This window comes from Streptomyces bohaiensis (assembly GCF_012033785.1).
In the GTDB taxonomy this organism is placed as follows: domain Bacteria; phylum Actinomycetota; class Actinomycetes; order Streptomycetales; family Streptomycetaceae; genus Streptomyces; species Streptomyces bohaiensis.
This window is the reverse complement of record NZ_JAAVJC010000134.1, coordinates 1-12,934: the sequence shown is the minus strand read 5'-3', so window position 1 is coordinate 12,934 and position 12,934 is coordinate 1. Positions and strand designations below refer to the sequence as shown.

Here is a 12,934-nt window from a genome sequence, read left to right as displayed (position 1 = left end):
CGCGCGGGTGCGGTGCGCGCGGCGCTTCCGCTGGCAGCCGCGCTGCCGCTCGCCCGGCGGCTCTCGCGCAGGGTGTCGCCGACGTGACCCCCGGGCCCGCGTCGGTCGCCCGCCGGACGGGAGGCGTCACCACCGCCTTATGAGCGTCCGCGCGCCCCGGCGTCCCGCCGGCGCGCGGCGCGGACGACCGCCGTCTGCGGTCCCGCACATGAGCAGCGCCCCCGCCCCCCACCGGGAAGGTTCCTCATGCCGCTTCGTCTCGCCTACTCCACCAACGGATTCGCCGACCACCGCCTCTCCGACGCGCTGCGGGTCGTCTCCGACCTCGGCTACGACGGTGTCGCCCTCACCCTCGACCACCAGCATCTCGACCCGTTCGCCCCCGATCTGGCGCGGCGGGTGGCGGAGGTCCGACGCGAGCTGGACGCCACCGGGCTCGACGTCGCGGTCGAGACCGGCGCCCGGTACCTGCTGGACCCCTGGCACAAGCACCAGCCGACGCTCCTCTCCTCGCAGGGACGGGAGCTGCGCCTGGACCTGCTGCGCCGTGCCGTCGACGTCACCCGCGACCTGGGCGCGACCGTGACCCACCTGTGGAGCGGGACGCCGCCCCCGGAGGTCTCCCACGAGGAGGCCTGGGAGCGGTTGCTCTCGGGGGTCGCCGAGGTGCTGCCCCGCGCCGAGGCCGCCGGTGTCACGCTGGCCTTCGAGCCGGAACCGGGCATGCTCGTCGCCTCCCTTGCCGACTGGGCACGGCTGCGGGAGGGGCTCGGTTCTCCGTCGGCGCTGCGGCTGACCCTGGACGTGGGCCACTGCCACTGCCTGGAGGACCGCAGTCCGCAGCAGTGCGTCGCCGACGTCGGGCACGACCTGGCCCACGTCCAGATCGAGGACATGCGCCGGGGCGTCCACGAGCATCTCCCCTTCGGTGACGGAGAGATGGACTTCCCACCACTGCTGGCGGCGCTGGCCGCGACCGGGTACGGCGGGCTGGTGACGGTGGAACTGCCGCGCCACAGCCACGCGGCGACCGCCACCGCCCGGCACTCCATCGGGTTCCTCCGCGCCGCCGAGGCAGCGGCGCGCACGGCGGGGCCCGGCCAGGAAACGGAGGCATCCCGCTCATGACCACCCCCGCCGCCCCCCGCCGGGAGCCGGACCTCCCGCACCACCCGGCCCACGGCGACGTCGTCGCACCCCCCGAGGAGACCGCCGCGCTCCGCGAGGCCCTGCACCGGGTGCTCGACCCGCAGCTCACCGAGCGGCTGGCCACCGACCTGGCCGAGGCCGCCGATCCCGCGGCGCTGCTGCGCCGCTTCCCGGCGGCGGGACGCCGCTACGGCCGCGGGCTGCTCCCCGGGGCTCCGGACGGCTGGCGGGTCGAGGACGCGGTGCGCACGCTGCTGCTGCTCCGGCTCCCCCCGGACGAGACCGCCGCCGTGGCGGAGCGCGTCTACCGCGAGGGGGACGCCGCCGAGCGCCGCGGCGTCCTGCGGGCACTGCCCCACCTGCCGGTCGGGCCGGCCGGGGTGGAGCTGGTCCGCGACGCGCTGCGCGCCAACGACCCACGGCTGGTGGAGGCGGCGGTCGGACCGTACGCCGCGCGCCACTTGGACCAGCCCGCCTGGCGGCAGGCGGTCCTCAAGTGCCTCTTCATCGAGGTGCCGCTGCGCGCCGTCGCCGGCCTCGCCGACCGGCGCGACGCGGAGCTGGCGGCGCTGGCGGAAGGGCTCGCTGCGGAGCGGCGGGCCGCCGGCCGCACCGTCCCGGCGGACCTCGCCCTCATCGCCCCCGGCTGATCCCGCGCCGTCCTCCTCCCCTCGCGCCCACCGCCCCGGCCCCCGCCCCGCCGTGCGGGGGCCGCGCCCGCAGACGGTCCGCCCCGGGCCCGACCGCAGCAGAAAGGCCACCGATGCGCATCTTCGACCCGCACATCCACATGACCTCCCGTACCACCGCCGACTACCGCGCGATGCGCGCGGCGGGCGTCGCAGCCGTCGTGGAACCGGCGTTCTGGCTGGGGCAGCCGCGCACCTCGCCGGACAGCTTCGCCGACTACTTCGACGGGCTGCTGGGCTGGGAGCCGTTCCGTGCCTCCCAGTACGGCATCAGCCACCACTGCACGATCGCGCTCAACCCGAAGGAGGCCAACGACCCCCGATGCGTCCCGGTGTTGGAGCTGCTGCCGCGCTACCTGGTCAAGGACCGCGTGGTGGCCGTCGGGGAGATCGGGTTCGACTCCGCCACCCCCGAGGAGGAGCACGCGTTCGCGGTGCAGCTGCAGCTGGCGGTCGAGCACGAGCTGCCCGCCATGGTGCACACCCCGCACCGCGACAAGGCGGGCGGCACCGACCGGTCGATCGCCGTGATCCGGGAGTCCGGGATCGATCCGGGGATGGTGGTCCTGGACCACCTCAACGAGATGACGGTGCGCAGCGCGGCCGACGCGGGCTGCTGGATGGGCTTCTCCATCTATCCCGACACCAAGATGGATCCGGACCGCATGGTGCGCATCCTCCAGCAGTACGGCACCGAGCGGATGCTGGTGAACTCCGCCGCCGACTGGGGGCACAGCGACCCGCTGCTGACCCGCGCCACCGGCGAGGCGATGCTCGCGGCGGGGTTCGACGCCGACGACGTCGACCGCGTGCTGTGGCGCAACCCCGTGGAGTTCTACGGTCAGAGCGGACGGCTGGAGCTGGAGGGGGTGGACGCGCCCGCCGGCGAGGCGGAGCCCGGCCCGCCGCCCGGCAGTTACGCGGGCAACTCCCTGCTGCGCGGGGGCGGGTGACGGGATGCGGTTGACCCACCCGGACGGCACCCCCGTCCATCTCGCCTACTGCACCAACGTCCACCCCGCGGAGACGCTCCCGGGGATCGTCGAGCAGCTCGACCGGTACGCCGGCCCCGTCCGCGAGCGGCTGGGGTGCGACACCGTGGGGCTGGGGCTGTGGCTGCCCGCCGCCACCGCCGAACGACTGGACCGCTCCCCCGCCGACCTCGCCGAGCTGCGGCAGCGGCTGGCCGACCACGGGGTGGAGACCGTCACCCTCAACGGGTTCCCCTACCGCGGGTTCCACGACCCGGTGGTCAAGCAGGCCGTCTACCACCCGGACTGGACCGGTCCCGAGCGCCCCGCCTACACCCTGGCGATGGCGCGGGTCCTGGCCGGGCTGCTGCCGCAGGACGTCACCCGCGGCAGTGTCTCCACGCTGCCGCTGGCGTGGCGCGACCCGTGGGACACCGTCGCGTGGGACGCCGCACGGCGGCGGCTCGACGAGCTGGCGGAGGGCCTGGACGCACTGGCCCGCGAGACCGGCCGCGTCATCCGCGTCGGGCTGGAACCCGAGCCGGGCTGCGTGGCGGAGACCGTTCCGCAGGCGGTCGCCGCCCTGGCGGACACCGACCCGAGGTACCTGGGCATCTGTCTGGACGCCTGCCACCTCGCCGTCGCGCACGAGGAGCCCGAGGCCGCGGTGGCGAGCGCGGTCGCCGCGGGGGTGCCGATCGTGAAGACGCAGGCGTCCGCCGCGCTCATCGCCGACGAGCCGCGGGGCCCCGCCGGCCGCGCCGCGCTCGAGCCGTTCGACGAGCCGCGCTTCCTGCACCAGGTGCGGGAGGAGTGCGCGGGGGAGGTCCGCGGCCGCGACGACCTGGCCCCGGCCTTCGCCGAGCGGGACGGTCTGCCGGGCGAGGCTCCCTGGCGGGTCCACTTCCACGTGCCGCTGCACCGCGAACCGGACCCGCCGCTGCGCAGCAGCCGTCCGCTGCTCTCCCGCACGCTGGGCGCGCTGTTCGCCGGTGAGCACCCCGTCACGGACCACGTCGAGGTCGAGACCTACACCTGGAGCGTGCTGCCCGAGAAGCACCGCCCCGAGGGCCCGGAGGGGCTGGTGGAGGGCATCGCCGCAGAACTGGCGTGGTGCCGCGACGAACTCCTGGCCCACGGCCTGCGGCCGGGCTGACCCGCGCACCCTCCCGGCCCCCGCCGGGCCCCGTGATCCGCACCGACCGGAAAGCAGGAAGGCACCATGTCATCGACCCCGCCGAAAGGCCGCCGCAAGCTCGCGGTGCTGTGCACCGTCGGACTGACCCCCGCGCTGCTGGACCACATGCCCCGCCTGCGCGCCATCGGCGAGGAGGGCTTCACCGCGCCGCTCGACACCGTCTTCCCCGCCGTCACCAGCACCGTCCAGGCGACGTTCACCACCGGGCTGACCCCGTCCGGGCACGGGGCCGTCGCCAACGGCTGGTACTGGCGCGACCACGGCGAGATCCACTTCTGGCGGCAGCACAACAAACTCGTGCACGGTGAGAAGGTCTGGCACGCCGCGCGGGAGAGGTCCCCCGGACTGACCTCGGCCTACCTGTGCTGGTGGTGGGCGATGGGGGCGGAGGTGGACACCGTGCTCACGCCGCGCCCCGTCTACCGCTACGACGGCCGCAAGCAACCCGACTGCTACACCGCGCCCGCGGAGCTGCGGCACACCCTGACCGACCGCCTCGGCGAGTTCCCGCTGTTCCACTACTGGGGGCCGACCGCGTCGATCCGCTCCACCCGCTGGGTCGCCGACGCGACCCGGGTGGTGATCGAGGAGCGCGACCCGGACCTCACCCTGGTCTACGTCCCCCATCTCGACTACGACCTCCAGCGGTTCGGGCCGGACGGTCCGGAGGCGGTCCGCGCCGCGCGGGAGACGGACGCCGCGCTCGGTCCGCTGCTGGAGGAGCTGCGCTCGCGCGGCCACACCGTGCTGGCTCTCAGCGAGTACGGCATCACCTCCGTCGACCGACCGGTGGACCTCAACCGTGCGCTGCGGCGCGAGAAACTGCTGAAGGTCTACGACCAGCGGGGCATGGAGTACCTCGACCCCTACACCTCCCGCGCGTTCGCGGTGGCGGACCACCAGGTGGCCCACGTCTATGTGGCGGACCCCTCGGACGTGGAGCGGGTCCGGTCGGTGCTGGCCGCGCTGCCGGGCGTGGACGAGGTGTGGGACCGGGAGCAGCAGCGGGCTGCCGGCGTGGCCCACGAGCGCTCCGGCGAACTGGTGGTGGTCGCCGAGCCGAACGCCTGGTTCACGTACTACTACTGGCTCGACGACGACCGGGCACCGGACTTCGCGCGAGGTGTGGAGATCCACCGCAAGCCGGGTTACGACCCGGCGGAGCTCTTCTTCGACCCGGCGATCAGCGCGGTCAAGGCGCGGGCGGCGCTGACGGTGGCGCGGAAGAAGATCGGGATGCGCGCGCCGCTGACGGTGGTGCCGCTGGACCCCTCGGGGGTGCGGGGCAGCCACGGCAGGCTGCCGGACTCGGACGCCGAGGGGCCCCTGCTGCTGTGCTCCGACCCCTCGCAGACCCGGGACCGCTACGCGGCGACCGAGGTGAAGGAGCTGATGCTGCGGTTGCTGGGGGTGTGAACCGCGACGGGCGGCGGCCGGTGCTCCGGCCCCCGCCCGTGGGCGTACAACTGCCGTGCGAGACGGTCGCGTTGCGGCGGGCGCCGACGGTTCATCTCAGTTCATGGCCGCCCAAGCGGTCGGTTAGCATGGGCGCGATCCCCCGTTCCCACACACCAGTCCGACGTTCCCGCCGGAAGCGTGGGACGATGCGGGCGCGAGGTGGACGTCTGGACGGAGGACGGGCGGAATGCAGTCGGAGAAGCGCACCGCACCATCGACACTTGCGGAGAAGATCGACGCTCTCTTCCGGGTGGTCTGCCGCCCGAACCGGGAGCAGTTCAGTCACGAGGAGGTCGCGCGCTCCTGCCGGGAGGCGACCGGCGAGAGCTTCTCGGCGACCTACCTCTGGCAGCTGCGCACCGGCCGCCGGAACAACCCGACCAAGCGCCACCTGGAGGCCCTGGCCGGGTTCTTCCAGGTGCCCGTGGCCTACTTCTTCGACGACGAGGAGGGCCGGGAGGTCGCGCAGGAGCTCGAACTCCTCGGCGCGCTGCGGGAGGCGGGGGTGCGCAGCGTCGCCCTGCGGGCGGTGAACCTCTCGCCCGAGGGCGTCGGGACCATCAGCGACATGATCGACGTCATCGCCCGCCGGGAAGCGGCCCAGAACGGCTCGGATTCGCACTGACCCGCACTGCCCGCGCTGACCCGCACTGCCCGCCCGGACGACGGTCCCCGCGCCCGCACGCCGGTCCACCGGCGGGCCGTCCGGGCCCCAGCCGGGCAGCGCACCGGCAGGGCCCGACACCCCAAGGAGGCGATCCGGTGGCCGACCCCGCCGCCCGGCGACTGTGGCAGCACTGCCGGCGCATCGCCGACGCGGTGGCACTGCCGGACCCGTTCGACGCGGCGGTCTTCGTGGCGGGCCTGGGCGCCGCCCGCGGCCGACCGGTGGAACTCCTGCCGCTGCGCGGCCGCCACGACCTGCCGTGCGGCCTCCTCGTCACCACCGAGCGCGCCGACTACATCGCGTACTCGGCGGACACCGCCCCGCTGCACCGGCAGCACATCCTGCTGCACGAGGCGGCCCATCTGCTGTGCGGGCACCGCGCCGCGGGCGGCGCCGACCTGGCCGCGGCGAGCACGCTCCTGCCCCACCTCGACCCCACACTGGTCCGCCGGGTCCTGGGCCGCACCGTCTACACCGACCCGCAGGAGCGGGAGGCCGAACTGGTCGCCTCGCTGATCCTCACCCGGGTCACCCGACGCGCGCGTCGCCGGGGACAGACGCCCACCGGAGAACTGCGCTCGATCTTCGAACCGGGCTCCCCGCCGGAGACCCCCGGGGCACCGGCGTGAGCGGCGCGGTCGCCTACCTCGCCCCTGCCGTCTTCCTCGCCTTCGCCGGTTTCCGGCTCACCCTCTCCAGCGGGGCCCGGACCGACCCGGTGCAGCGGGCCATCTGCGGATTCGCCGCGTGCAGCGGACTGGCTCTGCTGGTCAACGCCCCTCCGACGCTCCGCCTGCTCGAACCGGCGGTCGCCACCGAGCCGGTCATCTGGGCCACCCGGGCGTTGAAGGCGTACGCGCTGACGTTCCTCGCGCTGCTGGCGGTCTCGCTGGGCGGCGGGGACCGGCTGTCCTCGCGGCGGCGAGCACGGCACCACCACCTCGGCGCGCTGCTCTTCCAGTCGGTGGCCGCCGTGCTGTTCGCCGCGGCCGGCGTGCGGGTGGTCCCCGACGCCGTGGTCGTGGACGGCAGCGTGACGCTCTTCGTGCTCTACACGGCGCTGTTCGTGCTCTACGGCGTGGCTTGTCTGGCCCTGCTCTGCCGCGCGCTGCTCCGCCGTGCCGAGGCTGTCGGCCCGGGCCGGGTGCGGGTCGGGCTGAGCATCCTCACTCTCGCGGTCGCCGTCGGGACGGTCTGGACCGGGTGGGGGCTGTCGGACATCGCGTCCACCGCGGCGACGGGGCGACAGCCCCTGGGCGAGCACCCGGTGGCGACCCTGCTCAGCGCGGTGACGGCGCTGCTGGTGCTCGCCGGCACGACGGTCACCCTGTGGGGCGGACCGCTGGCCGCGCCCGGCCGCCACTGGCGGGCCAGGCGCCGTCACCGGGCGCTCGGCCCACTCTGGCGGGCGCTGCACGCGGCCGCACCGGAGATCGCGCTGGCCCCGGCACCGGAACGGCTCCGCCCCGGCTGGCGGACGGCGGAGTTCGCGCTGTACCGGCGGGTGATCGAGATCCACGACGGGCTGCTGCTCCTGCGCCCCCACTTCCCACTCGACGACGGGCCCGGAACCGCCGCGGCGGAGCGAACCGGGCCCGGGCCCGACGACCCGGCGGCCGACGCGGCCCGTATCGCGCGGGCGCTGGAGAACCGGCGGCGGGGGCTCGCGCCCGGCGGTCCTGCCGGGGTGCCGGTGCCGCGCCCGGGCGGGGACACGCTGGAGGACGAGGTCACCCACCTGCTCCGCGTCACCCAGGCGTTCACGCGGGCGCCCGGACGTCCTCACCGGGAGGACCCGGCTGGCTCCCGGACCGGTGCGTGAACCGCGGCGTGCGGGACGCGACACACGGGGACCGGGTGCGGGTTGCGGCGCCCGGCGAGCCCCCGGACGGTTGACCTCAAGCGCACTTCACGTAGCACGGTGGACGTCCGTGCTGCTCCACCCCGGCGGCAGCACCCGCACCGGAAAGGTCGTGTGCTGTGCGAGCAGTCGCGTTCTCCGTCTTCGGAGGCCCCGAGGTACTCGAACCCGTCTCCGTCCCGACCCCCCGGGCGGGGCCCGGCGAGGTACGGGTCGGCGTCCGGGCGGCCGGGGTCCAGCCCATCGACTGCGCCGTGCGCTCCGGACATCGGGCGCCCGGCTTCCCGATCGAACGGCCTCACATCACCGGCGGGGAGTTCGCCGGGGTCGTCGACCAGGTCGGTGACGGGGTCGAGGGGGTCGAGGTCGGCACGGAGGTGCTCGGCTTCCGCACCCAGCGGTGCTACGCCGAGTACGTGGTGGTGCCCGCCGACCACCTGGTCCGCAAGCCTCCCGCCATGCCCTGGGCCGTCGCCGGGGGCCTGTCCGGGGCGGGTCAGGCGGCGCACACAGCGCTGGAGGATCTGGGGGTCAGGAGATCCGACACCTTCCTGGTGAACGGCGCGGCCGGCGGAGTGGGCACCGTCGCGGTGCAGCTCGCCCGAGCGGCGGGGGCCACGGTGCTGGGGACCGCACGCGAGGAGAACCACGCCTACCTGCGTCGTCTCGGCGCGACGCCGGTCGCCTACGGGGACGGCCTCGTCGACCGGGTGCGGGAGGTGGCGCCCGGCGGCGTGGACGTCGCGCTCGACGCCGCGAGTGAGGACGGTCTGCGCGCGGCCGTCGCGCTGGTCGCGGACAAGGACAGGGTCGGCACCGTCGCCTCCGTCGACGCCTGGGAACGGCTCGGCGCCCGGTGGATCGCCGGACGGCGCTCCGCGGAGCGCCTGGGCGCGCTGGTCGGCCTGTGGAGCTCGGAGGCCCTCCACATCCACGTTCGCGCCACCTGGCCCTTGGAGGAGGCGGCCGCCGCCCACCACGACGTGGGGTCGGGACACGGCCGAGGCAAGGTCGTGCTGCTGGTCGGCTGAAGCGTCCCCGCACGGCCGCGGCGCGTCCTGGCCGTGCCACGGTGTCGCCGCGAGCAGCACGCGGCGACCGCCTCGGCCGTGGCACGATGGCCCGGCGTGCGCGGGTGGCCGCCGGTCCGGCGGGCCCCTGCGGGCGACAGCCGGCGGTCGGCACGGACGGGAGCGGCAGGCATGGGACGGGTCACCGAGAGGCGCCGGGTGGTGCGCATCCGCGGCGGGCGGGTGGCGGAGCGCTCCGACACCCTCGCCGGCGAGGAACCGATGGAGATCCGGGTCGGCGGCCGCGCTCTGGCGATCACCATGCGCACCCCGGGGGACGACTTCGCCCTCGCCGCCGGGTTCCTGGTCAGCGAGGGGGTGGTGCGCTCCGCCGACGAGGTGGCGCGGGTGGTGTACTGCGCGGGGGCCGAGGACGACGGTGCCGGGGGACGCTCCCAGAACTCCTACAACGTGGTGGACGTGGTCCTCGCGGACGGTGTCCCGCCGCCCGCCCCGTCCGTGGCGCGCAATGTCTACGTCTCCTCGTCCTGCGGGATGTGCGGCCGCACCAGCATCGACGCCGTGCGCACCACCGCCCGCGGCACCCTCTCGGACGGCCCCCGACTCACCCCCGAACTGCTGTCGCTGCTGCCGGAGCGGCTGCGCGCCGGGCAGAAGGTCTTCGACCGCACCGGCGGGCTGCACGCCGCGGCGCTGTTCGCCGAGGACGGCACCCTGCTGGACCTGCGGGAGGACGTCGGCCGCCACAACGCCGTGGACAAGGTGGTGGGCCGGGCGCTGCTCGACGGCGCGCTGCCCTTGGACCGGACGGTGCTCATGGTCTCCGGCCGCGCCTCGTTCGAACTGGTCCAGAAGGCGGTGATGGCCGGCGTCCCGGTGCTGGCAGCGGTCTCCGCGCCGTCCTCACTGGCGGTGGACCTCGCCGAGGAGTCGGGGGTGACCCTGGTCGGCTTCCTCCGCGGGGACTCGATGAACCTGTACGCCGGGGCTCAGCGGGTGGTGCTGCCGGAGGGCTCCTGATCCTCCGGCGGGGCCTGCGCGGCCCACCGCCGCGCCAGGACGGCGCAGACGATCAGCTGGACCTGGTGGAAGAGCATCAGCGGCAGCACGGCGACCGCGGCGTCCGCGCCGAACAGCACGCTGGACATCGGCAGCCCGACCGCAAGCGACTTCTTCGATCCCGCGAACACCACCGCGATGCGGTCCTCGCGCCCGAAGCCCAGACGCCGCGATCCCTGCTGGGTGATCAGCAGCATCAGCGCCAGCAGCACCACCACGACGGCGAGCAGCGCCAGCAGCCGCTGCCAGCTGATCTGCCCGAAGACGCCCTCCCGCACCCCCTCGCTGAACGCGGCGTAGACCACGATCAGCACCGAGCTCCGTTCGAAGTACGACAGCGCGGTCCGGTGGCGGACCACCACGGCACCCAGCCAGCGGTGCAGCAGTTGCCCGACGACGAACGGCAGCAGCAGCTGGAGCGCGATCCGCAGCAGCGAGTCCACCGAGATCCCCGCGCCGCCGCCGATGAGGAGACCGGCCAGCAGCGGGGTCAGCACCACGCCGATCAGACTGGAGAACGAGCCCGCCGCGATGGCTCCCGCCACATTGCCCCGCGCGATCGAGGTGAACGCGATCGAGGACTGCACCGTGGAGGGGACGAGGCAGAGGAAGAGCACGCCCAGGGCCAGCTGCTCGGTCAGCAGCCATGGCGCCAGCGCCCCCGCCGCCAACCCGAGCAGCGGGAAGACGACGAAGGTGCAGCACAGGATGGTCAGGTGCAGCCGCCAGTGGCGCACCCCGTCGCCCACCTCGCGGGTGGACAGCCGCGCGCCGTAGAGGAAGAACAGCAGACCGATCGCCACCACCGAGACCGTGTCCACCGCGTCCGCCGCCGCACCGCCGGCGGGCAGCAGGGCGGCGAGACCCATGGTCGCGACCAGCAGCAGCAGGTAGGGGTCGAGGAATCGGAGGGCTCGTGACACGTCGGCCAGTCTCCCCCGCCCGGCGCGCCGGCCGACGGGCGGGGGTGTCCGGGCAGCTCACGCAGGAGCGTCGCGCCCGGGGCGTGGTGCGGCGGTCGCCGCGCTGCGCCGCGCGGGCCGTAACCCGGCCCGCTCCGCCCGGAGCGGGTGGCAGACCCCGCGACGGGCGCCGCGACGGCCCTCTGCCGCGTCGTCGGGGACACCCGCAGACGGCCCGGTCGGCGCGCGCCCCGCGCCGTGCGGCTGACAGCATCCGATGCCGCGAGCCCCGAGAGCCGGCGCGGGGTCTCCACACGCTGTCAGGGAAGCGCGCCGAGGGCGAGGTGCCACGGGAACAGCTCGGGCGGGGGCGACTGCCCGGGCGGGTTCGGCACCCAGCCGCCCTCGCCGACCAGGACCCGGGCGCCCGAGCCGCGCAGGGCGTCGACCGACCGCGACCACTGGGGATGCGCGGCGAAGTCGGTGTTGATGCAGGGCAGCACCACCAGCGGCGTGGGACCGCCGACCGCGCGCATCGCAGTGCCGGCCACCTGATGCGGGGTCAGGCCGAGCGCCAGCGCGTTGACGGTGTTCATGGTGGCGGGGGCCACGATCACGGCGTCCGCCTCCGGCCAGGGGTGCTGCGCCGGGCCGACCGGCCGGGGCCGGGTCCGCACGGGGTGGCCGGTCGACTTCTCCAGTCCGGCGAGCTCGTCGGCACCCAGCCACTCGGCGGCGGTCGGGGTGACTCCCACGCACACCTGCCAGCCGAGCGCGTGTGCCTGCCGGACGGCGTCCGCCAGGTGCTGGACCGGGGGCGCCGCGCAGCCGAGGAGGTGCAGAGTTCGCATGCGGCCAGCGTATGGGTCCCGCGGTGGGAGCACGGCGGACGTGCCTGCCCTGGGGACGCCCCGGAGGGCTGAACGCCACGACCGCGACCGGCGGGCGGGGGTATCGGCGCCGGTACCGGGAATGAGCGGCCGGAAACCATCGTTGATGATGGGATGACCACCCCCGGAGAGTAAGGACCGCTTCCCCGTGAGCACTGTTCCCTTCGTGACCCTGAACAACGGCGTCGCCATGCCCCAGCTCGGCTTCGGCGTGTGGCAGGTCCCCGACGACCAGGCGACCGAGGCGGTCGGCCACGCGCTGCGCGCCGGCTACCGCAGCATCGACACCGCGGCCGTCTACGGCAACGAGGAGGGCACCGGCCGCGCGCTGGCCGCCTCCGACCTGCCCCGCGAGGAGCTGTTCGTCACCACCAAGCTGTGGAACGGCGACCAGGGCCACGACTCGACCCTCCGAGCGTTCGACACCTCGCTGGAGAAGCTGGGGCTCGACTACGTCGACCTCTACCTGATCCACTGGCCGGTGCCGTCCAAGGACCTCTACGTCGAGTCCTACAAGGCTCTGGAGAAGATCTACGCCGACGGTCGCGCCAAGGCGATCGGCGTCTCCAACTTCACCACCGCCCACCTGCGGCGGCTGATGGAGGAGACGGAGATCGTCCCGGTCCTCAACCAGATCGAGCTGCACCCGAACTTCCCGCAGGCCGAGCAGCGCGCCTTCCACGCCGCGCACGACATCCACACCGAGGCGTGGTCGCCGCTGGGCCAGGGCAAGGGACTGCTCGACGACGAGGAGCTGGCCCGGATCGCCGCCAAGCACGGCGCGACCGCCGCCCAGGTGGTGCTGCGCTGGCACCTCCAGCTCGGCAACATCGTGATCCCGAAGTCGGTCACCCCGAGCCGCATCCAGGAGAACATCGACGTCTTCGGCTTCGAGCTCGACGACGCCGACCTGGAGGCGCTGGCCGAGCTCGACACCGACACCCGGCTGGGCAGCCACCCCGACCAGGTCGGCTGAGCCCGCGGCCCCGCGTCCGCACCGCCGCCTCCCCGCGTCCGCACCGCCGCCTCCCCGCGTCCGCGCCGCCGCCGGGAGGCGGC

The 12,934-nt window shown here is 74.8% G+C and carries 13 protein-coding genes; 11 read left to right on the top strand and 2 right to left on the bottom strand.

Annotated elements, in window-relative coordinates; all coding sequences use genetic code 11:
- Positions 1-246: 246 nt before the first annotated feature.
- The 10 genes from HCN52_RS15285 (at position 247) to fdhD (ending at position 10,044) form a co-directional block, all read left to right on the top strand.
- Positions 247-1,128 carry a sugar phosphate isomerase/epimerase family protein gene (locus tag HCN52_RS15285; protein WP_168088997.1) on the top strand — a complete coding sequence of 294 codons (882 nt, stop codon included), beginning with the start codon at positions 247-249 and terminating at the stop codon, positions 1,126-1,128.
- Positions 1,125-1,799 (top strand): EboA domain-containing protein, encoded by a 675-nt coding sequence (locus HCN52_RS15280; RefSeq protein ID WP_209314576.1) that lies wholly within the window; start codon positions 1,125-1,127, stop codon positions 1,797-1,799. Before HCN52_RS15285 ends, HCN52_RS15280 begins: the two co-directional genes overlap by 4 nt.
- Before the next feature lie 113 nt (positions 1,800-1,912).
- The gene (locus HCN52_RS15275; protein WP_168088996.1) at positions 1,913-2,791 is read left to right on the top strand and encodes a TatD family hydrolase; all 879 of its coding nucleotides are present in this window, start codon (positions 1,913-1,915) and stop codon (positions 2,789-2,791) included.
- 4 nt (positions 2,792-2,795) lie between these two features.
- Positions 2,796-3,965, top strand: a complete 1,170-nt coding sequence (gene eboE / locus HCN52_RS15270) for a metabolite traffic protein EboE (protein WP_168088995.1) — start codon at positions 2,796-2,798, stop codon at positions 3,963-3,965.
- 66 nt (positions 3,966-4,031) lie between these two features.
- Entirely contained in the window at positions 4,032-5,423 is a 1,392-nt protein-coding gene (locus HCN52_RS15265; protein ID WP_209314575.1) for an alkaline phosphatase family protein, read from the top strand.
- A gap of 229 nt (positions 5,424-5,652) precedes the next feature.
- Positions 5,653-6,090: an XRE family transcriptional regulator gene (locus HCN52_RS15260; protein WP_168088994.1), complete on the top strand. Its 438-nt coding sequence runs from the start codon at positions 5,653-5,655 to the stop codon at positions 6,088-6,090.
- A 137-nt stretch (positions 6,091-6,227) separates the two neighbouring features.
- Positions 6,228-6,761, top strand: a complete 534-nt coding sequence (locus HCN52_RS15255) for a ParH-like protein (protein ID WP_312876712.1) — start codon at positions 6,228-6,230, stop codon at positions 6,759-6,761.
- The gene (locus HCN52_RS15250; RefSeq protein ID WP_168088993.1) at positions 6,758-7,954 is read left to right on the top strand and encodes an MAB_1171c family putative transporter; all 1,197 of its coding nucleotides are present in this window, start codon (positions 6,758-6,760) and stop codon (positions 7,952-7,954) included. The genes HCN52_RS15255 and HCN52_RS15250 overlap by 4 nt, the downstream gene beginning before the upstream one ends.
- Positions 7,955-8,112: 158 nt before the next feature.
- Entirely contained in the window at positions 8,113-9,024 is a 912-nt protein-coding gene (locus HCN52_RS15245; RefSeq protein ID WP_168088992.1) for an NADP-dependent oxidoreductase, read from the top strand.
- A gap of 171 nt (positions 9,025-9,195) precedes the next feature.
- Positions 9,196-10,044, top strand: coding sequence for a formate dehydrogenase accessory sulfurtransferase FdhD (gene fdhD, locus HCN52_RS15240; RefSeq protein WP_168088991.1), 849 nt, complete (start codon positions 9,196-9,198; stop codon positions 10,042-10,044).
- Here the strand turns inward: fdhD and HCN52_RS15235 are convergent.
- Together HCN52_RS15235 and HCN52_RS15230 are read right to left on the bottom strand one after the other, a co-directional pair.
- Complete coding sequence (locus HCN52_RS15235; RefSeq protein ID WP_168088990.1) at positions 10,014-11,006, bottom strand: bile acid:sodium symporter family protein; 993 nt, start codon at positions 11,004-11,006, stop codon at positions 10,014-10,016. The genes fdhD and HCN52_RS15235 overlap by 31 nt on opposite strands.
- 299 nt (positions 11,007-11,305) lie before the next feature.
- Entirely contained in the window at positions 11,306-11,836 is a 531-nt protein-coding gene (locus tag HCN52_RS15230) for a flavoprotein (protein WP_168088989.1), read from the bottom strand.
- A gap of 187 nt (positions 11,837-12,023) precedes the next feature.
- On the opposite strand from HCN52_RS15230, the gene HCN52_RS15225 reads away from it, so the two are divergent.
- A complete protein-coding gene (locus HCN52_RS15225) occupies positions 12,024-12,851 on the top strand; it encodes an aldo/keto reductase (RefSeq protein ID WP_168088988.1) in 828 nt (275 codons plus the stop codon).
- The last annotated feature ends 83 nt before the right edge of the window (positions 12,852-12,934 follow it).

Coding starts and splice junctions, on each gene's coding strand:
- HCN52_RS15280 (WP_209314576.1), top strand. CDS start 1,125: ATGACCACCCCCGCCGCCCCCCGCCGGGAGCCGGACCTCCCGCACCAC.
- HCN52_RS15230 (WP_168088989.1), bottom strand. CDS start 11,836: ATGCGAACTCTGCACCTCCTCGGCTGCGCGGCGCCCCCGGTCCAGCAC.
- eboE (WP_168088995.1), top strand. CDS start 2,796: ATGCGGTTGACCCACCCGGACGGCACCCCCGTCCATCTCGCCTACTGC.
- fdhD (WP_168088991.1), top strand. CDS start 9,196: ATGGGACGGGTCACCGAGAGGCGCCGGGTGGTGCGCATCCGCGGCGGG.
- HCN52_RS15285 (WP_168088997.1), top strand. CDS start 247: ATGCCGCTTCGTCTCGCCTACTCCACCAACGGATTCGCCGACCACCGC.
- HCN52_RS15275 (WP_168088996.1), top strand. CDS start 1,913: ATGCGCATCTTCGACCCGCACATCCACATGACCTCCCGTACCACCGCC.
- HCN52_RS15260 (WP_168088994.1), top strand. CDS start 5,653: ATGCAGTCGGAGAAGCGCACCGCACCATCGACACTTGCGGAGAAGATC.
- HCN52_RS15265 (WP_209314575.1), top strand. CDS start 4,032: ATGTCATCGACCCCGCCGAAAGGCCGCCGCAAGCTCGCGGTGCTGTGC.